This is a genomic window from Aureibaculum sp. 2308TA14-22, assembly GCF_040538665.1.
Lineage (GTDB): Bacteria > Bacteroidota > Bacteroidia > Flavobacteriales > Flavobacteriaceae > Aureibaculum.
Map to the genome: position 1 here is coordinate 2,756,498 of NZ_JBEWXT010000001.1, position 23,464 is coordinate 2,779,961.

The window sequence follows — 23,464 nt, forward strand, 5'->3', positions numbered from 1 at the left end:
GGTTCTAATTTATTCTTCAGCCAAATTCGGATTTAGCCATTTTCTAGCTTCATCTAGCGAAATATTTCTTCGTTCTGCGTAATCAATCAACTGATCCTCTTTTATTTTTCCTAAACCGAAATACTTGGCTTCTTCGTTTCCAAAATAATACCCTGAAACACTTGACGCAGGCCACATGGCAAGGCTATCAGTGAGTTTCATACCTATGCTTTCTTCAACGTTTAAGAGTTTCCAAATTGTTTTCTTTTCTAAATGGTCAGGACAAGCAGGATAACCTGGTGCCGGCCTAATACCTTTGTAACTCTCTTTAATTAATTCTTCGTTAGATAAATCTTCATTAGCAGCATATCCCCAATATTCTGTTCGTACTTTTTTGTGCAAGTATTCTGCAAAAGCTTCTGCCAGTCTATCCGCCAAGGCTTTTACCATTATAGCATTGTAATCATCTAGTTTTTCTTTAAACGTGTTGACCAATTCGTCTGTGCCAAAACCTGTAGTTACCGCAAAGCAACCTATATAATCTTGTTTTTCTTTCGTTTTCGGAGCTATAAAATCCGCCAAGGCATAGCTTGGAATACCTTCACGTCTTTTTAATTGTTGACGTAAAGTCAAGAAAGTTTCTAGCACATTACTATTTTCATCATAAACTTCAATATCGTCATCATTAACAGAATTTGCAGGGAACAAACCAAATATGGCTTTGGCATTTAATAATTTTTCATCAAAAATACGCTCCAACAACATTTGGGCTTCCTCAAATATCACTGTTGCCTGTTCACCTACAACCTTATCGGTTAGGATGTTGGGGTATTTACCGTGCAACTCCCAACTTCTAAAAAACGGACTCCAATCAATAAAATCTTTTAAAAGGCTTAAATCAAAATCTTCAATAATGGTAACTCCTAATTTTTTGGGTTTTGTAATATTAGATGTTTGCCAATCAATGTTGAATTTTCGTTCTCTTGCAACTTCAATGGTTGTATATTCTTTTGCTTTTTTACGGCTTAAAAAGTTCTCTCTAAAACTATCATACTCTTCTCTAATTTGCTTTTTAAAGTCTTCGCTATTTTTATCTAACAAATTACCCACAACCGTAACGGCTCGTGAAGCATCATTAATGTGAACCACCGTATTGTTATATTTTGGCGATATTTTCACTACAGTATGGGCTTTTGATGTGGTTGCACCACCAATTAATAATGGAATATTCATTTGGTTCTTTTCCATTTCCTCTGCCATATACGCCATTTCATCTAATGACGGTGTTATCAATCCACTTAAACCAATAGCATCTACTTGGTGTTTTTTTGCTTCGGCAATAATTTTTTCAGGAGGTACCATCACACCTAAATCAACAATTTGGTAATTATTACAAGCCAAAACTACTGCTACAATATTTTTACCAATGTCGTGAACATCACCCTTCACGGTCGCCATCAATATCTTTCCGATTCCCTCGGCTGGTGCCTCGGGATCTTTTGCTTCCTCAATAAATGGATTAAGATACGCCACTGCTTTTTTCATTACACGTGCAGACTTTACAACTTGCGGTAAAAACATTTTACCGCTTCCAAAAAGGTCGCCCACTACGTTCATTCCGGTCATTAAATTACCTTCTATAACTTGGATTGGCTTGTCGGATGCTAATCTGGCCTCTTCTACATCTTCAATAATAAAGGCGTCAATTCCTTTGACTAAAGCATATGTAATTCTATCCTGAAGGGAATCGTTACGCCATAAATTTTTGGTATTATCATCAACCTTATCTTTACCTACAACGGTTTCTGCAAACTCCAACAATCGTTCGGTGGCATCATCCCGTTTATCGAATAGCACATCTTCTACTCGTTCTAATAAATCTTTTGGAATATCATCATAAACCTCTAACATAGTTGGGTTTACAATACCCATGGTCATTCCATGTTGAATAGCATGATATAAAAAAGCAGCATTAATGGCTTCTCGTACAGGATTATTTCCTCTAAACGAAAACGAGACATTGCTCACACCGCCACTGACGTTAGCATGAGGTAGATTTTCTCGAATCCACTTTGTCGCTTTGAAAAAATCCAAAGCATTTAATCTATGCTCTTCTAATCCTGTTGCTACGGGGAAAATATTAGGATCAAAAATGATATCCTGAGCAGGAAATTTGACTTTATCAACTAAAGTATCATAGGAGCGTTTACAAATTTCAATTCTACGATCATACGTATCGGCCTGACCCTCTTCATCAAACGCCATAATAATCAAAGCGGCACCATAGCGTTTTACCAACTTCGCTTGGCGGATAAATTCTTCTTCACCTTCCTTTAAACTAATGGAATTTACCACACATTTACCTTGCACCACTTTTAATCCAGCTTCTATAATGTGCCATTTAGAACTATCAATCATTATTGGTACTCTGGCAATGTCAGGTTCGGAAGCAATTAGATTTAAGAACTTTACCATGGCCTGTTCTCCATCAAGCATCCCTTCATCCATATTCACATCTATGATTTGGGCACCACCTTCTACTTGATCTCTAGCAACACTTAAGGCCTCTTCGTATTTTTCTTCTTTTATTAGTCTTAAAAATTTTCGAGAACCCGTAACATTGGTACGCTCACCAACATTAATAAAATTACTTTCTGGAGTTAGTATTAAGGGTTCGAGACCCGATAAGGTTAAATATTTTTTACAGTCTGTATCCATTAACAAATTTCAACATTTAATTTTCTTGGCTCATATTTCTGAGCAACTTCAGCTATTGCTCTAATATGTTTAGGGTTTGTACCACAACATCCTCCAATAATATTAATCAAATTATCTTTTAAATAACTCTCTATCAAATCTTGCATTTCCTCAGGAGTTTGATCATATTCTCCAAAAGCATTTGGTAAACCCGCATTAGGATGAGCCGAAGTAAAAAACGATTTAGTTCTAGATAATCGTTGTACATAGGGCTTTAATTGATCTGCTCCTAATGCACAATTAAATCCAACACTTAACAATGGAATATGAGAAATTGAAATTAAAAAAGCCTCAACGGTTTGTCCCGATAAAGTTCTACCTGAGGCATCAGTAATTGTACCTGAAACCATTACAGGTATATCAATATTCTTTTCTTCTTTTACCTCTTCAATGGCAAATAAAGCAGCCTTAGCATTTAAGGTATCAAAAATAGTTTCTACCAATAACAAATCTACTCCACCATCAATTAATGCTTCCACTTGTTGTTTATAGGCAATGCTTAATTCATCGAAAGTTACGGCTCTAAAAGCTGGATCGTTCACATCTGGAGACATACTAGCTGTTCGGTTTGTTGGTCCAATTGAACCTGCGACAAAACGTGGTTTATTGGGTTCATTTTTTGTAAATTCATCTGCAACTTCTTTCGCTAATTTGGCAGATTGATAATTGAGTTCATAAACAATATCTTCAAGTTCATAATCCGCCATGGCTATGGTTGTGCTAGAAAACGTATTGGTCTCAATAATATCTGCTCCAGCCTCAAAATACTTAGCATGTATGTCTTTTATAGCTTGTGGTTGCGTGATAGATAACAAATCGTTATTTCCTTTTAATGGTAGGTGAAAATCTTTAAAACGCTCGCCTCTAAAATCTTCTTCAGAAAATTTATAGTCTTGTAGCATAGTACCCATAGCACCGTCTAACACTAAAATCCGTTTTTGTAATTCTTGTAGAATATCTTTCATTAATTTAACGCCTGTTCTAAATCTTCAATAATATCATTTACATGTTCCAATCCTACCGAAATCCGTACCAGGCCATCCGTAATTCCAGTTTCCAAGCGGTCTTCTTCACTCAATTTACTGTGCGTAGTTGAGGCAGGATGGGTAATAATGGTTCGGGTATCCCCTAAATTGGCTGACAAAGAACATAATTTTATGGCATTTAGAAAATTTTTGCCCGCATTAATTCCACCTTCAATTTCAAAAGCCACAATATTCCCCCCCGCTTTCATTTGTTTTTTGGCGATTTTATGTTGTGGATGCGATTTTAAAAAAGGATATTTTACCCAGTTTATTTGTGAGTGTTTCTCCAAAAATGCAGCAATTTTAAATGCATTTTCACAATGCTTCTCGACTCTGACTGCTAATGTTTCTAAACTTTTAGATAATACCCAGGCATTAAAAGGTGATAACGCCGAGCCCGTATTTCTAGAAAACAAATAGATTTCTCTAATTAAATCTGCTTTACCAACTGTTATACCACCTAACACTCTACCTTGACCGTCAATTAACTTAGTGGCGGAATGGATAACTAAATCTGCTCCGAACTCAATTGGTTTTTGTAAATAAGGAGTGGCAAAACAGTTGTCAATTACCAACAACAAATTGTGTTTTTTAGCGGTTTTACCGAGCAGTTCTAAATCTAAAATATCAACTGCGGGATTGGTTGGGCTCTCCGCATACAGAATTTTTGTATTCGGCGTGATTAGACTTTCAATTTTATCAACTTCATCTACTTTAAAGTAACTTGTAGTGATATTCCATTTTGGTAAAAACTTAGTAAACAACGTATGTGTAGAACCAAAAACTGAACGTGCAGAAACAATATGGTCACCACTATTTAACAATGCCGCAAACGTTGAAAATACGGCTGACATGCCCGAAGCAAAAGCAACTCCATTTTCCGCCCCTTCCATTTTACAAATTTTATCTACAAATTCAGAAGCATTTGGATTGGTAAAACGGCTATAAATATTTCGTTCTTTTTCTTCAGCAAAAGAAGCTCTCATATCTTCAGCATCTTCAAAAACAAAACTAGAAGTTAAATACATTGGGCTAGAATGTTCTAAAAATTGTGAACGTTCAATTTGAGTTCTTATCGCTTCCGTTTCAAAATTTTTCTTTTTCATTAACTGATATTTAATTAGGATTGCATTTTTTCTGTCAACCTCAAAATATCACCAAAAACACCTCTTGCGGTTACAGCAGCTCCTGCTCCTGCTCCTTGGATTACTATTGGTTGTTCACCATAAGACTCTGTGTAAATCTCAAAAATCGAATCGCTACCTTTTACTTGCCCCAACGGACTGTTTTCAGCTACTGATTCTAATTTTACTTCTAAAATTGCACCATCATCTTTGGATAGATCACCGTGCAGATCGCCAACATATCGCAGGACATAATTTGGCTTTTGATCTTGCTTAACCTTAATATAAACTTCATCCAAATCTGAAATTCTATTTAAAAACTCATCAGAAGAAACCGTTCTTAAATTTTCGGGAATTAGGTTTTGAATTTCCACATCTTCCAATTCGTTTTTTAAATCTAATTCGCGAGCTAAAATCAACAACTTTCTGGCTACATCATTACCGCATAAATCTTCTCGGGCATCTGGTTCGGTAAATCCGCTATCAATTGCTTCTATTAAAATTGTACTAAACGGCTTTTCCTTAGCAGAAAAATTATTGAACAAATAACTTAACGAGCCCGAAAACACTCCTTTAATTCTTGTAATATTTTCGCCAGATAAATGTAATAATTGTATCGTGTCAATTAATGGTAAACCAGCACCAACATTCGTTTCATAAAGGTAATTTTTCTGGTTTTTCACTAATACTTCTCTTAATTCATCGTAAAAATCTAATCCGATAGTATTGGCAATCTTATTCGAAGATACCAAATCAAACCCATTCTCTGCTAATTTTATATAATTGGAAACAAAATCTTTACTGGCTGTATTATCAATGGCAATTAAATTCTCTAAATGATGTTGTTTTGCATAATCAATTACATCATCAACTTCGTAGGATTTTCCATTATCTACAATAGTTGTTTTCCAATTTTCTGAGACACCATTTCTATTAAAAAGTACTTTTTTAGAGTTGGCAACAGCAAAAATATTGAGTTTTATTCCTTTTCGTTTTTCTATATCATCTTTAGAATTAATAATTTGATTAATTAGTGTACCACCAACCCATCCATGTCCAAAAATGGCAATATTTATTTTTTTAGAAATTCCAAATATCTCGCTATGAATTACATTAACCGCTTTATGTAGTTGGTCTTTTTTAACAACTATACTTACATTTTTACCAGAAACGGTATTATTAAACAATAACGGAACTACTTGGTTTTTAATCAGTGAATTAAATGGTTTATGAAAAGAACTCAAATCAATTCCAATTAACGAAATAACCGAAACCTGATCAATTACACTAATTTTATTCACATCCTGTGCGTAAAAATCATTTTCAAACTCTCTTTCTAAAGCAACTACAGCTTCCGTAGCTTTATCAGCATCTACAATTAAACCAATACCTCGCTCCGAAGAACCTTGAGAGATTATGCTCACACTAATATTTTGATTACCCAATGCTCTAAAAATTCGAGCATCAACACCTACTTTACCTAGTAAGCCACGACCTTCAAAATTGATTAAAGCGGTATTTTCTAGGATTGACAATGACTTTATTCCATCAGAACTAGACCTGGCCGTTATTAATGTTCCTTCATCATCAGGATTAAAAGTGTTTAAAATCCTAAGGTTTATATTCTTTTCAATTAGTGGAATTATGGTCTTGGCGTGCAAAATTGTCGCTCCAAAATTTGCTAATTCATTGGCTTCACTATATGAAAGTTCTTTTATTTTTCTGGCATCAGCTACCAAATCAGGATTGGCAGTATAAATACCATCAACATGTGTGTAATTTTGCAACTCTTCTGCATCTAAATAGTTAGCTAATAAAGAAGCTGTGAAGTTACTTCCGTTTCTACCTAAAGTAGTTGTTTCATTTTTCTCGTTAGAACCAATAAATCCAGTAACAATATTTACGGTAGAGCCATTATACTTCTTGAAATGAGCAATTACATTTTCTTTCGACAATTTGCTTACAGGTTGAGCATTACCAAAGTTTTCATCTGTTTTAATTAAAGTTCTAGCATCAGTAATATTTGTATTAATACCTTGTTCTTTCAATACATTTGCTAGTAATTTTACCGACAATAACTCTCCCTGTGCCAATACTTGGTCTTTAATTTTATGGCTGTAGTCTCCCAATAATTGAACACCATTAAAAAGTTTGTCCAATGTATCAAACTCATCAGAAAAATCAATTGTATCATAAATATCACTTTGATATTTTTTAAAAGCCGACAAGGCTTCCTGATAAGGTTCGTTTTTAACCGCTTGTTCAAGTATTTTTTCAAGCTCATTGGTAGCATTACCGCGAGCAGAAACAACTACCGCAATTTTATCGCCGTGGTTTATCTTGTTTTCAATAATGGAAACCACTTTGTTGATTCCTTCTCCATTAGCCAAAGATTTACCTCCAAATTTTAATATTTTCATTCTTTTGTTTTCTGATGAAGGTTTAAAAACACCTTCAATAATTTTTTCTAATTGATCAAATTCTATTAAAAAAGCATCGTGCCCATGTACGGAATTAATTTCATTATACGTAACATTAGGGTGCGTTAACGCTAGTTTTAATTGTGTTTCCCTGTTTTCTTCAGCAGTAAAAAACAAATCCGAATCCACACCTATTAAATGGATATTCGCCTCGATAGTATCCAAAATTTTATCGGTATTATCCTTGGATGCATCAATAGTTTTCAACAACTGATTCATTAATTTATAAGCCGATAATTGAAAGCGTTCTTGCAACTTTTTACCATGATGTAACAACCAGCTTTCTACATTAAAAACATCTAATTCTTCATTTTTTGAACGGTGGAAGCGTTCTTTAAAAGATTCTGGAGTTCGGTAACAAAGCATTGCGTGCATCCTTGCATCGTGTACTGGATTACTCGAATTTAACAGAAACTGTTCCTGAATTTGGCAATTGGCAATTAACCAATCTGTCGATTTCCAATCTGAAGCAACAGGAATTAAATGTTTGGTAATTTTTGGAGACAACACTGCCATTTCCCAAGCAATTCCTCCGCCCAACGATCCTCCAATAATGGCAAAAAGCTGATTTACTTTTAGTTCTTCTAATCCCAATAAAAAAATTCGGGCAACATCTCTCGCTACAAAATCTTTATAATTTTCAATGACAAATCCATCATATCCATTGCCAGGAATATTAAAGGCTAAAACCGTATATTTTTGAGTGTCAATAACTTTATCATCACCTATTAAATCTGTCCACCAGCCATTCTTTCCAGCAACATTACTATTACCAGTTAGTGCATGGTTAACCAAAACTATTGGTGCCGAATGCAATGGTTTCCCAAAAAGTTGGTAAGACAGCCGTATTGAAGCCGTCTTACCGCTTTCTAAATTAAAATCCGCTATTTGAATAAACTGAAGTTTAGTCATTATTCATGTGGAATATAATTTTTTGTAACACTTATTTTTATTGGTGTTTCATTTGTTAAATTGTCTTTCACAGGGCATCTATCTTCAACAATTTTTAACCACTGTGATAAGATTTCAATATCTGCATCAGTTTCTGGAATTAAATTTAGATTTATATTCTTAAAACCTGCACGCTCCTCAGAAGAAGTCCCAAAAAGCCTATTCGGATTTATAGCTCCATTAACTTCAATTTTTAACTTTTTAATTGTAAAGCCTAATTCTTTAGCTACAATATGCCCTACAACATTTAAGCAACCTGCCAAACCTGCCAAAATATATTCTACAGGATTAGCATCTTCATTTGTGCCGCCTAATTCTTCCGGCTCATCTATAATTAGCTTAAAATTTCTTGTATTTGCTACAAATTGTGCGGGAGAATTACTTTCACCCTGCACACTAAATATTAAATCGCTCATACTTTTTGTCTTTTTATAATTAAGCTAAAACACTTTTATCTATTTTGGCAAATGCTTCTTTTAAATCAGACTTTAAATCATCTATATCTTCTAAGCCAACTGATAATCTGATTAAATCTTGAGAAACCCCCGCAGCAGCTTGCTGTTGCTCATCTAATTGTTGATGTGTTGTACTCGCTGGATGAATAATTAGTGACTTTGTGTCTCCTATGTTTGCCAACAACGAAAACAACTGTGTTTCATCTGCTATCTTCTTAGCCGTTTCATAACCACCTTTGGCTCCAAAAGTAACAATTCCACTTTGCCCTTTTGGCAAGTATTTATCTGCCAAAGACTTGTATTTACTACTTTCTAATCCTGGGTAGTTTACCCAAGCCACTTCATCTTGTGCTTCCAGCCATTTTGCTAGTTCTAATGCATTTTCACTATGCTTTTTTATTCTGACGTCTAAGGTTTCTAATCCTTGAATAATATTAAAAGCATTTGTTGGACTTAATGCCCCTCCAAAATCACGTAGACCTTCTAAAATCAACTTAAAGGTGTAAGAAGCTGCTCCTAGTGCTTCGTGATATACCAAGCCATGATATCCGGCTGAAGGCTCAGTGAATTCAGGGAATTTTCCGCTAGACCAATCAAAAGTTCCAGCATCTACAATTACACCTCCCAAAGAATTGCCTTGTCCGCCAATATATTTGGTTAACGAATGGATAACAATATTTGCTCCATGTTCAATCGGATTTAACAAAGCTGGTGTAGCAACTGTATTATCAACTATAAATGGTATTCTCGCTGCTTTTGAATGCTTTGAAATACCTTCCAAGTCCAATACATCTAATTTCGGATTTCCTAAAGATTCAACAAAAAATGCTCTTGTATTTTCTTGAACAGCTTCAGCAAAGTTATCTGGATTTGAAGCATCTACAAACGTTGTGGTAATGCCCAATCTCGGCAAGGTAACGCTTAATAAATTGTACGTACCTCCATACAAGCTGCTAGAAGCTACAATATGGTCTCCAGCCTTTAACAATGTTAATAATCCTGTTGCAATTGCAGCCGTACCCGAAGCAAAAACTACTGCTCCAATACCGCCTTCTATAGCTGCTAAACGGTCTTGTAAAATTTGATTTGTAGGGTTATTAAGCCTTGTGTAAATAAATCCTAATTCTTTTAATGAAAAAAGATTGGCAGCATGTTCTGCATCATTAAAAACATACGAAGTTGTTTGATAAATTGGAACGGCTCTTGTTCCTAATGTTTGTTTTACATCGTGCCCTGCGTGCAACGCATTGGTTGCTAATTTTTGTGTACTCATTTTTCTTACTTTTTTAAGTTAATAAATTAAATTAAAAGTCAAATGCACCTTGTTGTGGTGTACTTAGTAGAAAAATGTTATTAAGAAATACATAGAAATTACTGGATGTAATTTCGTCTGAGTTATCTATCCTAAAGTTTAAAAACCTTTTGGTAGAATTTAGCACCTTCTTTAAAGATTAAAGGGTTGCTAAGGCTTCAACGGGTCTAATCCCTCAGCCTTTCTTGATAACAATTTCAATAAGTAATTGAACTTACTGTGCAAATATTGTAAAAGAAATATCAAATAACCAAATTTTTTTCAATGTTTTTTAAAATTCGCTCATTATAATTGAATTTCAAACAATTAAAAATTTAACGTTACTTTTAGTAAAGTAATTTCTTGGAATATTTTTTTAGCTCAAAAATATATGTACTTTTGCCCAAAATCTAGAGGATAAATTTGACTGATTGCAACCTCTTTAAAAATGCTAAAGCAGTACTCTTACTCCTTTAGGCCATTTGCAATCTTTTTTGTATAAAATCGTTACCATTTAAAATAGTAATATGGCATATTTATTTACATCAGAAAGTGTTTCAGAAGGACATCCTGATAAAGTTGCAGATCAGATTAGTGATGCATTGTTGGACAATTTTTTGGCCTTTGACCCTGAGTCAAAAGTGGCTTGTGAGACCTTAGTGACTACTGGACAAGTAGTGTTAGCAGGTGAGGTTAAGAGTGAAACTTATTTAGACGTTCAGGAAATTGCAAGGAAGGTTATCAATAAAATTGGCTATACCAAAGGGGAATATCAATTTTCGGGTGATTCTTGTGGCGTTATTTCATTGATTCACGAACAATCTCAAGATATTAATCGTGGTGTAGACAGAGCGACCAAAGAAGAGCAAGGTGCTGGTGACCAAGGAATGATGTTTGGTTATGCTACTAACGAAACTGAAAACTATATGCCTTTGGCTCTTGATATTTCTCACAAAATATTACAGGTACTGGCAGAATTACGAAGAGAAAATAAAGAAATTACGTATTTACGCCCTGACGCTAAAAGTCAGGTTACCATTGAATATAGTGATGACAACAAACCACAACGCATTGATGCTATTGTGGTTTCTACACAACATGACGAATTTGATGCTAATGACGAAAAAATGTTAGCAAAAATTAAGAGTGATATCATTTCTATTTTAATTCCTAGAGTAAAAAAATTATTCCCGGCTAAAGTACAAGCCTTGTTTAATGACGACATTTCTTATCATATCAATCCTACAGGTAAATTTGTAATTGGTGGCCCACATGGTGATACAGGTTTAACAGGAAGAAAAATTATTGTAGACACCTACGGTGGAAAAGGAGCTCATGGTGGTGGTGCATTTTCAGGTAAAGACCCAAGTAAAGTAGATAGAAGTGCAGCCTATGCCTCTAGACATATTGCTAAAAATTTAGTGGCTGCTGGAATTGCCAATGAAGTAGAAGTGCAAGTAAGTTATGCTATTGGTGTGGTTGAACCGACATCCATTTATATAAACACTTATGGAACTTCAAACGTAGATTTCACAGATGGTGAAATTGCCAAAAAAGCAGCTGAAATTTTTGATATGCGACCTGCGGCTATTGAAGAACGTTTAAAGTTACGTAACCCTATTTATTTAGAAACGGCTGCTTACGGACATATGGGTAAAGAACCTCAAACCATTACCAAAATTTTTGAAAGCCCTTATTCTGGTAAGGTAGAAAAAGAAGTAGAGTTATTTACTTGGGAAAAATTGGATTTCGTAGATAAAGTGAAGATTGCTTTTAATTTATAGAAGTCGATTCTAAATTCTTCTTTACTGGAAGGATCAAGAAACCATTTATTTATATAAAAACCTCAAGGGGTTATAAAGACCTTAGAGGTTTTTTATTTGATCGCGGAATGTGTTTTTCAAATAAAAAGCCGACCTTCGTTTTATAACAATTATAAAATCTTCGTAATGAATATTACAAAATTACTCCTAATAGGTGGTGTTTTCGGCCTAATCTCTTGTCAAAATTCTAAGAAAAACAAACAACCCAAAACCGAAACGAAAGTTGCAATTGACATAACAACCATCAATTTAGATGAGGCTATTAAGAACTGTGAGTCGCAACTGGAAATAGCAGCACCGAAACTTACCGATTTAACAAAACATCCAAGACTAATTGAAACGGATCAAACTGAATGGAAAGAGATACCCAATGGGAGACTAGTTTGGACCTCTGGTTTTTATCCAGGTATACTTTGGTACATGTACGATTTGACTAAAGATGAAAAATGGAAACAGGAAGCCATAAAAAGAACCGAAGTCTTTAATGATTTTAAGACCATTACCGAACACCATGATATTGGTTTTATGATGTTTCCTGGCTATGGAAATGGCTATGCATTAGGTGGAAAAAAGGAATATAAAGATATCTTATTAACTTCCGCCGCTTCTTTAGCATCGCGGTATAATCCGAAAGTAGGAACCATAAAATCATGGTCCAATAAGATGCATCCCAGATGGCAACAACATATTACTATAATAGATAACATGTTGAATTTAGAGCTTTTGTTTTGGGCGGCCAAGAATGGAGGTGATTCCACATTTAAAGATATTGCTATAAAACATGCCGAAACTACAATGGAAAATCATTTTAGAAATGATTATACTTCATGGCACGTATTGGAATATGATTCCATTTCAGGAAAAATATTGAATAGGCACACCAAACAAGGTTATTCAGACGATAGTCGATGGTCGCGGGGGCAAGCATGGGGAATTTATGGGTATACGATGGTATACAGGGAAACGGGAGATAAAAAATTCTTAGATTTTGCTCAAAAACTGACGGATGCATATCTTAACTTCTTACCAGAAGATTATATCCCTCATTGGGATTTTGATGTGCCAAATCTCGAAAATGAAGAAAGAGACGCTTCAGCTGCTGCAATTGTCGCCTCTGCCTTGTTAGAGCTGAGTACCTTTACTGAGGACAAAAACAATAAAGAAAAATATTATAATGCAGCATTAAAAATGTTAAGTTCTTTAAGTTCTGATAAGTACTCAGCAGTTGGCAAAGCTGATTCATTCCTTTTACATTCTACTGGGGCAAAATCGTTAGGTAAGGAAATCGATGTAGCCTTAATTTACGCTGATTACTATTATATAGAGGCATTAAATAGATTGAATAAAATGAGCCGTTAAAAACATTTCATCAAAATAATTCTTAATGAGTTAATTAAGGGTGCTAGTATAGCTAAAATCAATAAACGAAAGCATGAAAAAACCTTATAACTCGATTGAAATGAGGTTTTTTATTGTTATAATTATAAGAAAAAATGGCTACATTTATTTATAAAGTATCTTTATAACTATTAAAACTTAATATATTTACATTCTTATATAGTTTTTATGCTTAAAACAGTAGCTATAACTTTTTCTTATACCAGAGAATCTTCTTTTAATTTTCCTGATATTGAGCTATCTAATAGTCAATCATTGTTAATTCTTGGAAAATCGGGTATTGGTAAAACCACGCTTTTACATTTATTGGCAGGGATTTTAAGTCCGGATAATGGAAATATTTTCATCAACGATACCGATATTACCAGTATTGGCAGTAAAAAATTAGATACTTTTAGAGGAAAGCATATTGGTATTGTTTTTCAAAATACCATTGCGATTTCTTCATTGACCGTTTATGAAAACTTAAAAGCTAGATTGTATTTTAGCGGTATTTCAAAGCAAAAAGAAGCGATTGATAACATTTTGGAACAATTGGATTTAGTTTCCGTAAAAAATCAAAAACCCAATACCTTAAGTACAGGTCAATTGCAACGTTTAGGGATTGCTTTAGGTGTTATTCATAAACCAGATATTATTCTTGCAGATGAACCTACTTCAAGTTTAGATGATGAAAACTGTGAATTAGTAATTGATTTATTGAAAAGTCAGGCAAAAAAGTCGAATGCGAATTTGATTATCATCACTCATGATCAACGTATAAAAAATTCATTTACTAACACTATTGTTTTATGAACATTGTAAAGCTTAGTTATAAAAATATTCTTGCCAAACCGTTACAAACTTTTTTAACGGTTTTAATACTTTCTTTAAGTATTGGACTACTCCTTGGAGTAAAACAACTGAACAAAGTTTTTGAATCTCAATTACAGCAAAGTTTAAACGGAGTTGATATGGTTGTTGGTGCTAAAGGAAGCCCTTTACAATTAGTCCTTTCTGCTGTTTTACATATTGACAATCCCACTGGAAATATTTCTTATAATGAAGCAAAAAAGATTGGAAAAAACAAGTACATTAAAGATGCTATTCCAATTTCAATTGGTGATAATTATGAAGGCTATAAAATTGTTGGTACTTCTGCCGGTTTCGTCGATCTACATAAAACCAGTATAGAAGCTGGAACTATGTTCAATACCACCAATGAAGCTGTTATAGGTAATGTTGTTTCTAAAAACTTGAACTTAAATATTGGCGATACTTTTTACAGCACGCATGGAATGATTGAAAATGCTGTTGAAAGTCATGATGAGCATCCGCTAAAAGTTGTAGGAATTTTAAAACCTACACAAAATGTTATTGATCGATTGATTTTGACAAATCTAGAAACTATTTGGCATCTCCATGAGCATGAAGATGAAAGTGATAACCCTGATCACAATCATGACGACGAAGAGATAACAGCATTATTAATAAAGTTTAAAAACAAAAGGGGCTTGCTATTTCTCCCAAGAAATATTAATGAAAACACCCCATTTCAAGCAGCCTTACCAAAATATCAGCTAGATAAACTTTTTCAATTTACAGCAATAGGCACAAAAGCAATTACATGGATTGCTCTTTCTATTCTACTTGTTTCTGGTATAAGTATGTTTGTTAGTTTATATAGAATGGTAAAAGAAAGAGCTAAAGAATTGGCTTTAATCAGAACCTATGGTGCTAGTAGAAACAAATTAATTTTGCTTGTATTTTCTGAAGGTTTATTAGTTGGTGTTTTTAGTTTTTTCCTTGGTGTTTTATTAGCTACTTTTGGTTTACAAACTATTATTTCTTTAATTAAAGACACTTATAAACAACAAATCTATTTATTAAAATACCAAAATGACATCTTAGAATTGTTATTGTTTATCTTTGGCATAATTATTATTGCAACATTAATAGCTATTCGTCCAATATTTAAAATGGATATTTCTAAAATTATAAGTCATGAAAGTTAAATCTGTATTATTTCTCTTACTTTTTACTTTATTTTATACTAGTGCTTTTAGTCAAGAAAAAATAACTTGGAAAGAACTCACTACCATATATCGCAAAGAAATGTTATCTAAAAAAAGTGACGATAAAAAAGCAACTTCCAAATTTTACAAAGATATTATTTCTAACAAAAGCGACACTAAAAAAACAATATCCCTAAAAGATGTAGAAGGAAAAAAAGTTACCATTAGAGGCTATTTTTTAGACTTAGGTGCAGATTCCTTGTGGTACATGCTCTCAAGATTTCCTTTTGAAAATTGCTTTTTTTGTACTGGTGTTGGTCCTGAAACGGTTGTTGATCTTGAGGATTTTCTAAACGAGAAATCAAAATTTAAAACCGATGACATTGTTACCGTTACAGGCACACTATATTTAGTAGAAGAAGACGATGAATATTTTTATACTTTAAGAAATTGCACTGTAAAGCTTTCAGAATCTTAATTCAACATTTTTTGAGTTAAATTAAAAAGCCTTCTCGTAACGAGAAGGCTTTTTAATTTATTATTTATGTAAAAAAAATTACATTCCACCTTTTCTATTTGGTGATCTTTGAGTAGGCCAATCGCGACGTTCTCCCGTTCCTGGATTAATTGGCATTACCATTTTTTCATTTGAGACTCTTTCTGGATCTTCAGATGCCATATAAGCTAAAATAACCGTTAGAATAACATTATTGCGAACATCATCAAAAACTATTTTATCATATGTATCACGATTTGTATGCCATGTATAGTCCCAGTATGACCAGTTTAACGCACTTAAGTTAAATGCGGGTGCATCAGCAGCTAAAAACGATGCATGGTCTGTTCCTCCCGTACTTGGTGTTCCAGGAAAGCTGGTTTCTATATGGTCTGTAACACTTCTTGGCACAGCATTTAGCCAACGCCCTAAATATTCGTATGAATGTAAGAATCCAGAACCTGAAATATTCACAACACGTCCTGTACCATTATCTTGATTAAATAATGCTTGTGTGTTTTTTACTATTTCCGGGTTATCTTCCACAAAGCCTCTGGAACCATTTAGGCCTTGTTCTTCACCTCCCCAATGCCCCACTAAAATAGTACGTTTTGGATTAGGATACATTTTCTTTAAAATACGCATGGATTCCAACATTACTAAAGTTCCTGTTCCATTATCGGTTGCTCCGGTTCCACCATCCCAAGAATCGAAATGTGCAGAAAGTACAACGTACTCATTAGGTTTTTCGCTTCCTTTAATTTCTCCAATAACATTAAACGCCGGTACTTCTCCCAAGTCTTTAGATTCTGCAACTATTTTAAGCTCTGGTTTGTTACCAGATTCTGCTAATCTGTATAGCATCGTGTAATCTTCTAATTCTATATCTACTGTGGGAATCTTTTTGGTTCTAGAACTAAATATTTTATTGACCCCAAAACCTCTAGACCAGTTACATGCCAGAAGGCCTGCAGCACCTGCTTCTTCTAAGGCAGGGATAATTGTACGCGTATTGTATCCTGTTCTACGAATATTTGCTCTCCACTCTCTTACCATTTCATCACGATTATCCTTCATTTTTTGAAAAGATTCTTCGGTTGCAAATTCTTCCCAGTTATAATCTGGACGACCTGTTGGTTGATTCATAGAAATCATCACTAACTTTCCTTTCACATTTGGCAACCACGCTTTAAAAGCTACTTCATCCGCAAAATTAGGCATCGTAATTGCCTCGGCTGTAACGCCTTTTTTCCCTGTACTTGGGTTCCAAGCTAATTGCGTACCATCTAGTGATTGTACACGAGGCGATACCATGTCAATATGCGTAATACCGCGTTCCCAACCACGCCAGGTTCCGTAGTTTTCTTGTCTTGCCTCTATTCCCCATTTGGCATATTGTTCAATGGCCCATTTACTAGCGTGTTCCATTTGAGGCGTACCAACAAGTCTAGGCCCTACAACATCTAAAAGTTCGTGTGCTAATCGCTCTAAATTTGAGTTTTCAGTAGCTTCTTTAATGATATTCTCTACAACAGGATCTTTTTCTTGTGCAGTAATACTAACGCTTAATAACATAATAGCTATAAAGCAGAAATTAAATAGTTTTTTCATTTTTAGGATTTGTTTAGTTATTATTTGAATGGATGAATTTACAAATAAATTATTGTATAGCAAAAACCTGAAAAGGTCAATGAAATATATTAAAGGTTATATCTTACTCTAAACGTAGTAAACCTTGGTTGGATAAAATATTCTGTGGCTCTTACCGAAATATCAGAACTGGAACTGCTATTTTGAGATTTTGTGTCCAATAAATTACTCGCTTTTAACTCAAACTCCCATTTGCTGTCTCGGTTTTTTCGATAAGATAGCGAAGCATCCCAAAACTGGTAATTATTTATCGTTCTATCTTCATCTTTAAAATTGGTATAGGTATAATCCGTTTTAAACGTAAGTGTTTTGAAAATCAAAGCATCAAATCCTAATGTTGGAGCGTGTGTATAGAACTTAGTCCTATTCTCCCCTTGGTCGTTATCTTGTATTCTGTAATTATACTTTATTTCAAAATTTGGGGCTTCCCTAAAATTGGTACGCAGTTCCGCTCTGTAATTTTGGGTATAATTCTCATTTACAGAACGCCTATTGTTAATAAATTGATTGAATTTATTATAGTTAAAACTACCTCGTAACGTTGCTCTAAATTTACCAAAACTACGTTGAAACCTTCCACTAGCTGTTACACTTTCATCGGCAAAATTAGAATTAAAAGGTGAGCTTACTCGTACAACACTCCCTGGCTCAAACTGGCCTGAAGTTCTAATCCTATCTATGGCGTTACTATAATTTATATTTGCAAAAACATTGGTGTAATTGAACAAATTAAAACTAAAATAAGACAAATTCAGGTTATGCGTCAATGCATTTTCCAATTCGGGATTACCCGAAAAAATAGAATTGTAATTGTTCAACACCAAACCTTTTGCCAAGTTAGTAACATCTGTAAACTGATTTTGCATGCGGTAATTAAAAATAATTTGTTCGCTCTTTTTCAACTGAATTCGGGTATTAAAATCGGGTAAAATTCTTACAAAATTGTCTTTATACTCGCTACCTAGTTGCTCATTTTTTGTACTATACGTATGTGCAGAAATACCTGGAGTAAAAGTAAAAATACCCGTTTTAAAACGATAGTGAACTCCTAAATACGTATCGTTAAAAGTATAATTTACATCATTTGAATCAATTCCGTCATTTATTGTAGGAGTAGGGTTATAGAAATAATCAGTATCATTAAAAAACTGAAAAATATCAGAGTCGAATTGCTGGTTGCTAAACATTGACCCCACAGTAAAGTTGATGTCACTTTTTTGATTGATAACATACCAATAATCTAATTTCGCATCTAACTGATTTGATTTTACTCTTTTTTCTTGTGTAATATTGTAACCCTGCTGGCCACCGTCTAATAACCCTAAGCTATTTGCAGTCCCTTCGTAGTTCATTTCATCTTCTAAAATAGCATTATAAAATGGATCTTCATCTTTAAGCAAATGCTGCACTTCTAAAGCAAAAATATTTTTTTCGTTTAGTGTGTAATAATAATTCAAATTCTGGTTGATACTAAATGGTTTTGAATTTTCTAATTGATTGATATTACCAATTACTGATGAAAAAAAGTTTTGATCTTGAGATTCCTTAGACAATCGTCCTAAAATATCATAATCTAATTGATTGTTCGCATTTGGCTTGTATTTAGCACTTAGTTTTAACATACCCAAATCACTTTTCTGAGAAGTAGCACTCTCCGTATTTTCATCAGGAATACCTAAATCAGCATTGGTATATTGCACAGAGTTGTTTTCTTGAAGTTCTGTTCTCGCACTAGAAAAAATAGCAAACCCACTAATATCTAAAGTCTTTTTGGGAGCATAACTAAAGTTAGCAGCTCCAAATTTAGTATTGATTTCTTTAGCTCTGTTGTTTTGACTTAATAAAAAACCTATTCCATTATCTCCTAAGTTAAGGGTAGTACCGCTACCTCTGCTTGGAGCTCTAAAGCCTCCTGTAAAGTTGAAATAATCTCTCCGTGTAAAAGCAATTTCACCGATATTATTTATATCACCAATAAAATTAATACTGTATTTTGGACTATAATAAAAAAGCTTGGGTTGGGCTAAATAGAGCTCACTATCTGGTGCAAAACCTCCACCTGCAGTAACATCTCCAAACCAAAATTTATTTTTACCTTCCTTTAATTTGATATTGATGGCTATATTATCTTGATTATTGGTAACACTACTTAACTGACCAACTTCTGCATAATTTTTTAATACTTGTACTTTATCAACGGCATTTGAAGGTATATTCTTTGTGGCTAATTTACTATCGCCATCGAAGAATTCTTTGCCTTCAACCATAACTTTTGATACTTTTTTTCCCTCAATTTCAATATTACCATCATCATCTATTTCAACACCTGGCATCTTCTTTAATACATCTTCCAATTTACGTTCGGTTCCACTTTTAAAAGAGTCGGCATTATAGACTATGGTATCACCCTTTATGGTAACGGGCATTTCGTAAGTAAGCTCAACCTCATCTAATGTATTATCACCTTTCAATGAAAAATTTCTATCAATATCTGTTTCTTTTGTTGAAATGATTTCATCAAGAGTGGTAAAACCAATAAAACTAATTGATATTTTATATGAGGAATTTTCTTTTAAATTGAGTTTATAACGCCCTTTGTCATTAGTAATAGCATAAGCGTCTAATTTTTTAGTTTCTTGATTTATTGCAATTACATTGGCTAATTCCAGCGGCTTTCCAACAGTATCTTTTACAACACCTTCTAGTTTAACTTGGGCAGTAAGTGTTACCACCGCAAAAAACAAAATTGCGGTTACAATATATTTCATCTGTAAAATGTTTTTTTAATTAAAAAGTGTTCTTACTTGTTTATCTTACTGTCTTCTTCCACCTCCTCTATTTCTACCACCATACATCTCACGCATTTCTTCCATTTTTTTCTTTACAATATCGTTGTACTCTTTTTTAGTAACTTCTTTTCCTTTTGAAGGAGCTTTGATATCTTCCTTTTCATCCGGATTCATTACAATTTTAGAGCATAGTATTGTAGTTCTTCCTGAAGACACTTCCAATATCAATCCTGGCAAACCCCAATACTCTCCTGGCCCATGACTTACAGGTACTTGAGGCGTGTACCAAGCGGTAACCACAACTTCTTTAGGCACTTCAATTTCATCCATCGGATTATCACTTTTGGTAGAATCTTTTGGTTTTTCCGTATCATTGTTTCTATTTCTTCTCCTCATATTACTGAAATCCATTTCATCTACTTTTTTAACAGCTGTAGCCTTAATAGCCATGTATTGACCTATTTGTTTGGTTTCACCATCCATAGTCCATTCCAACTCAGGCAATGAATCTTTAATTAAAAACTGTTTGCCAAAAAACTCTTGGTCTTGCAGTAACTGTTTGTCCTTTACATTTTTATATTGTTTGCCTGCTGTAAAACTGCCCATCACTCTAAATCCTCTACCTCCACCACCTGGTGCATCTAACTTTTCTTCTTCCTTATACATCGACTCAGAAGCATTAAAAGTCAGTATGTAAGTTTTTTCAAACATACTTTTCATACGTTCCGCAATTTGTTTTTTTCGCTCTTCGCTCATTTGTCTACCACCAAAATTATCCATATCTACAGTGGTTTTGGATTGGTAGTAAGCTTTACCTTGAAAATTTTGTGCTATTAAACTGTAATTTGAGCATAGCAATAGCAATGCGGTTGAAGTAAGAAATTTTTTCATTTTTTTAAATTTTAACTACCACAAATATAACAACAATAATACCACACAAAAGTTAACGACTGTTAACGATTGTTAACCGATTAGTTTTACATCAGATTTGTATTTAACTTTGAATCATGAACAAAAAAAACTACAAATGGGTAGTGGGATTAATTGTCTTGATAATTCTGGCAACTATAGGAGTACAGTTGTTTTGGAATTTTAGAGAATATCAAATCAATAAACAAAACCTAATAAACAATGTACAAAAGAGTTTAGACAATTCTGTAGAGGCCTATTTTGCTAATATTACAAGAACAGGAATTATAAAGTACAATGTTGATTTAGAGGAAAGGGCAGATACTATTTTTGTTAATAGCCTTTCAAGAAACGCATTACGCACAAAGATTGATAGTACGTTAAAAAATATCTCGAAATTAGAAAATGAAAAACCTATTCTTATAAAAGACTTTAGAAACAGGAATTTTCCTTTTTACACAACAAATAACGTTTTACCCAAAAACATTGATAGTTTAATTTCTAAAGTTTTTATTTCTATTTCTAGAGATAGTATGGACTTAGAAAAGTTGGACAGTCATCTGTCAGAAGAATTATCTCGCCATCGTCTTAATATAAATTATGCCCTAAAATATGACTATTTAAGACGAGATTCTCAAGACAGTTTAATAAAAGAATCAAGAAGCTTGAATCTCGAAAATTTTCCAAAAAAATACTTAACAGCAACTTCTAAATCTACCTTTTTACCCAGAAGGGGTAATTTAGAACTTTTATTTACCAATGAAGTTGCTATTTTGCTCAGAAAATCTTTAGTCAGCATTTTATTATCTTTTTTATTATCTGCAGGTATTATTGCCAGTTTAGTATTCTTATTAAAAACAATTTACAAACAAAAGCAATTGGCAGAAGTTAAAAACGATCTTATCAATAATATTACCCATGAGTTTAAAACGCCCATTGCTACTATTGGCGTGGCATTAGAAAGTATTATGAATTTTAATGCTATTGACGATAAAGAAAAAACAAAAACATATCTAAACATGTCAACCGATCAATTGTCTAAATTGAATATTATGGTTGAAAAGTTATTAGAAACAGCCTCATTAGATAGTGATACTCTTAATTTAAATTTTGAAAAGATAAATAGTACTGAATTAATTGAAAACATAATTGCCAAACATGATTTTCAGTTAGAAAATAAGACAATTGTATTTGAAAAGGGTGATGCTGATATGATTATAAAAGTAGATGCATTTCATTTTGAAAATGTAGTTAACAATATTATTGATAATGCCATAAAATATGGTGGTGACGCTATTACCGTTACGGCCAAACAAGTAAAAAATAAATTTGAGCTTTCTATTTCTGACAATGGCAATTCCTTAACAAAAGCAAACAAGGATAAAATTTTTGAGCAATTTTATAGAGTCCCAAAAGGAAATACACATGATGTGAAAGGTTTTGGTATTGGACTCTATTATGCAAAAAAAATCGTAGAAAAACACAATGGCTCTATTTCTGTCATTTTAGGTAAAAGCTTAACAACGTTTAAAATAACTATTCCTAATGGGTGAAAAGGTTACCATATTATTGGCTGAAGATGAACCTGCATTAGGACAAATCATAAAAGACAGCTTGGAAACAAGAGACTTTAATGTGTTGTTATGTGCTGACGGAGAAATTGCATTAAAAACATATAAAGAAAACGAGCCAAAGTTGCTCGTTTTAGATGTTATGATGCCCAAAAAAGATGGTTTTACCTTGGCGAAGGAAATTAGAAAAGAAAATGATGAAATTCCCATTATTTTTTTAACTGCTAAATCTCAAACTAAAGATGTTGTAGAAGGCTTTACCATTGGCGGTAACGATTACGTAAAAAAGCCTTTTTCTATTGAAGAATTAATTGTTCGTATTAATAGTTTGTTACAACGAACAAATTTGCAAAAAACCACAGAAATTATACAACTCGGAGATTATACTTTTGATTTTAGGAGGCAAATCTTACAATTTAAAACGGAAAAAGAAGTTCAACTAACGCATAGAGAAGCTCACTTATTATTTCATCTGTATAAAAATAAAAATGAAGTGTTAAACCGTTCAATTATTCTAAATAAACTTTGGGGTAATGATGATATTTTTAGTTCAAGAAGTATGGATGTTTTTATAACAAAACTTCGCAAAAAACTAAAACAAGATGAAACTATTCAAATTTTAAACGTTCGAGGATTTGGGTATAAGTTGGTTTGTTGAATCCTCTCCTTGTTTGATTCTTATACTATTTTATGCTAACTTCGTACGTATCGATAGTTGTTCACTAAAATAACAATATGCTCTTATTGCGTACTTTCGTTAAAAATAAGTTTA

Annotated in this window: 16 protein-coding genes and 1 riboswitch; of the genes, 7 read left to right on the top strand and 9 right to left on the bottom strand. The window is 33.5% G+C overall.

Annotated features, from left to right (window positions below):
• Positions 1-9: 9 nt before the first annotated feature.
• The 6 genes from metH to U5A88_RS12435 are packed head-to-tail and all read right to left on the bottom strand — an operon-like array spanning position 10 to position 10,044.
• Positions 10-2,697: a methionine synthase gene (gene metH / locus U5A88_RS12410; RefSeq protein ID WP_354206894.1), complete on the bottom strand. Its 2,688-nt coding sequence runs from the start codon at positions 2,695-2,697 to the stop codon at positions 10-12.
• Positions 2,697-3,701, bottom strand: a complete 1,005-nt coding sequence (locus U5A88_RS12415; protein WP_354206895.1) for a homocysteine S-methyltransferase family protein — start codon at positions 3,699-3,701, stop codon at positions 2,697-2,699. The genes metH and U5A88_RS12415 overlap by 1 nt, the downstream gene beginning before the upstream one ends.
• Entirely contained in the window at positions 3,701-4,867 is a 1,167-nt protein-coding gene (locus U5A88_RS12420) for a trans-sulfuration enzyme family protein (RefSeq protein ID WP_354206897.1), read from the bottom strand. Before U5A88_RS12420 ends, U5A88_RS12415 begins: the two co-directional genes overlap by 1 nt.
• 14 nt (positions 4,868-4,881) lie before the next feature.
• Positions 4,882-8,277, bottom strand: coding sequence for a bifunctional aspartate kinase/homoserine dehydrogenase I (thrA, locus tag U5A88_RS12425; RefSeq protein ID WP_354206899.1), 3,396 nt, complete (start codon positions 8,275-8,277; stop codon positions 4,882-4,884).
• Complete coding sequence (locus U5A88_RS12430) at positions 8,277-8,732, bottom strand: OsmC family protein (RefSeq protein ID WP_354206901.1); 456 nt, start codon at positions 8,730-8,732, stop codon at positions 8,277-8,279. Before U5A88_RS12430 ends, thrA begins: the two co-directional genes overlap by 1 nt.
• A gap of 19 nt (positions 8,733-8,751) precedes the next feature.
• Positions 8,752-10,044: an O-acetylhomoserine aminocarboxypropyltransferase/cysteine synthase family protein gene (locus tag U5A88_RS12435; RefSeq protein WP_354206903.1), complete on the bottom strand. Its 1,293-nt coding sequence runs from the start codon at positions 10,042-10,044 to the stop codon at positions 8,752-8,754.
• Positions 10,045-10,163: 119 nt separating this feature from the next.
• Positions 10,164-10,278: riboswitch (SAM riboswitch) on the bottom strand.
• A gap of 311 nt (positions 10,279-10,589) precedes the next feature.
• Here U5A88_RS12435 and metK point away from each other — a divergent pair.
• From metK to U5A88_RS12460, 5 genes are all read left to right on the top strand, one after another.
• Positions 10,590-11,846, top strand: coding sequence for a methionine adenosyltransferase (gene metK, locus U5A88_RS12440; RefSeq protein WP_354206905.1), 1,257 nt, complete (start codon positions 10,590-10,592; stop codon positions 11,844-11,846).
• Between the two features lie 165 nt (positions 11,847-12,011).
• Complete coding sequence (locus U5A88_RS12445) at positions 12,012-13,244, top strand: glycoside hydrolase family 88 protein (protein WP_354206907.1); 1,233 nt, start codon at positions 12,012-12,014, stop codon at positions 13,242-13,244.
• Between the two features lie 207 nt (positions 13,245-13,451).
• Entirely contained in the window at positions 13,452-14,078 is a 627-nt protein-coding gene (locus U5A88_RS12450; protein WP_354206909.1) for an ABC transporter ATP-binding protein, read from the top strand.
• Positions 14,075-15,277, top strand: a complete 1,203-nt coding sequence (locus tag U5A88_RS12455; protein WP_354206911.1) for an ABC transporter permease — start codon at positions 14,075-14,077, stop codon at positions 15,275-15,277. Before U5A88_RS12450 ends, U5A88_RS12455 begins: the two co-directional genes overlap by 4 nt.
• Entirely contained in the window at positions 15,267-15,755 is a 489-nt protein-coding gene (locus tag U5A88_RS12460) for a hypothetical protein (RefSeq protein ID WP_354206913.1), read from the top strand. The genes U5A88_RS12455 and U5A88_RS12460 overlap by 11 nt, the downstream gene beginning before the upstream one ends.
• Before the next feature lie 78 nt (positions 15,756-15,833).
• Here the strand turns inward: U5A88_RS12460 and U5A88_RS12465 are convergent, their stop codons facing one another.
• The 3 genes from U5A88_RS12465 to U5A88_RS12475 all read right to left on the bottom strand — a co-directional run bounded on the left by U5A88_RS12465 (position 15,834) and on the right by U5A88_RS12475 (position 21,103).
• Positions 15,834-17,384, bottom strand: coding sequence for a M20/M25/M40 family metallo-hydrolase (locus U5A88_RS12465; RefSeq protein WP_354206915.1), 1,551 nt, complete (start codon positions 17,382-17,384; stop codon positions 15,834-15,836).
• 89 nt (positions 17,385-17,473) lie between these two features.
• The gene (locus tag U5A88_RS12470; RefSeq protein WP_354206917.1) at positions 17,474-20,191 is read right to left on the bottom strand and encodes a TonB-dependent receptor; all 2,718 of its coding nucleotides are present in this window, start codon (positions 20,189-20,191) and stop codon (positions 17,474-17,476) included.
• Positions 20,192-20,236: 45 nt separating this feature from the next.
• Positions 20,237-21,103: a GLPGLI family protein gene (locus U5A88_RS12475; RefSeq protein ID WP_354206919.1), complete on the bottom strand. Its 867-nt coding sequence runs from the start codon at positions 21,101-21,103 to the stop codon at positions 20,237-20,239.
• 116 nt (positions 21,104-21,219) lie between these two features.
• On the opposite strand from U5A88_RS12475, the gene U5A88_RS12480 reads away from it, so the two are divergent.
• Both U5A88_RS12480 and U5A88_RS12485 read left to right on the top strand, forming a co-directional pair.
• Positions 21,220-22,674: a sensor histidine kinase gene (locus U5A88_RS12480; RefSeq protein WP_354206921.1), complete on the top strand. Its 1,455-nt coding sequence runs from the start codon at positions 21,220-21,222 to the stop codon at positions 22,672-22,674.
• On the top strand, positions 22,667-23,350 hold the full coding sequence (locus U5A88_RS12485) for a response regulator transcription factor (protein WP_354206923.1): 684 nt from the start codon (positions 22,667-22,669) through the stop codon (positions 23,348-23,350). Before U5A88_RS12480 ends, U5A88_RS12485 begins: the two co-directional genes overlap by 8 nt.
• Positions 23,351-23,464: the final 114 nt, after the last annotated feature.

Excerpts from the sequence above, each read along its gene's own strand:
- metH (WP_354206894.1), bottom strand. The coding sequence starts at position 2,697 with ATGGATACAGACTGTAAAAAATATTTAACCTTATCGGGTCTCGAACCC.
- U5A88_RS12415 (WP_354206895.1), bottom strand. The coding sequence starts at position 3,701 with ATGAAAGATATTCTACAAGAATTACAAAAACGGATTTTAGTGTTAGAC.
- U5A88_RS12420 (WP_354206897.1), bottom strand. The coding sequence starts at position 4,867 with ATGAAAAAGAAAAATTTTGAAACGGAAGCGATAAGAACTCAAATTGAA.
- thrA (WP_354206899.1), bottom strand. The coding sequence starts at position 8,277 with ATGACTAAACTTCAGTTTATTCAAATAGCGGATTTTAATTTAGAAAGC.
- U5A88_RS12430 (WP_354206901.1), bottom strand. The coding sequence starts at position 8,732 with ATGAGCGATTTAATATTTAGTGTGCAGGGTGAAAGTAATTCTCCCGCA.
- U5A88_RS12435 (WP_354206903.1), bottom strand. The coding sequence starts at position 10,044 with ATGAGTACACAAAAATTAGCAACCAATGCGTTGCACGCAGGGCACGAT.
- metK (WP_354206905.1), top strand. The coding sequence starts at position 10,590 with ATGGCATATTTATTTACATCAGAAAGTGTTTCAGAAGGACATCCTGAT.
- U5A88_RS12445 (WP_354206907.1), top strand. The coding sequence starts at position 12,012 with ATGAATATTACAAAATTACTCCTAATAGGTGGTGTTTTCGGCCTAATC.
- U5A88_RS12450 (WP_354206909.1), top strand. The coding sequence starts at position 13,452 with ATGCTTAAAACAGTAGCTATAACTTTTTCTTATACCAGAGAATCTTCT.
- U5A88_RS12455 (WP_354206911.1), top strand. The coding sequence starts at position 14,075 with ATGAACATTGTAAAGCTTAGTTATAAAAATATTCTTGCCAAACCGTTA.
- U5A88_RS12460 (WP_354206913.1), top strand. The coding sequence starts at position 15,267 with ATGAAAGTTAAATCTGTATTATTTCTCTTACTTTTTACTTTATTTTAT.
- U5A88_RS12465 (WP_354206915.1), bottom strand. The coding sequence starts at position 17,384 with ATGAAAAAACTATTTAATTTCTGCTTTATAGCTATTATGTTATTAAGC.
- U5A88_RS12470 (WP_354206917.1), bottom strand. The coding sequence starts at position 20,191 with ATGAAATATATTGTAACCGCAATTTTGTTTTTTGCGGTGGTAACACTT.
- U5A88_RS12475 (WP_354206919.1), bottom strand. The coding sequence starts at position 21,103 with ATGAAAAAATTTCTTACTTCAACCGCATTGCTATTGCTATGCTCAAAT.
- U5A88_RS12480 (WP_354206921.1), top strand. The coding sequence starts at position 21,220 with ATGAACAAAAAAAACTACAAATGGGTAGTGGGATTAATTGTCTTGATA.
- U5A88_RS12485 (WP_354206923.1), top strand. The coding sequence starts at position 22,667 with ATGGGTGAAAAGGTTACCATATTATTGGCTGAAGATGAACCTGCATTA.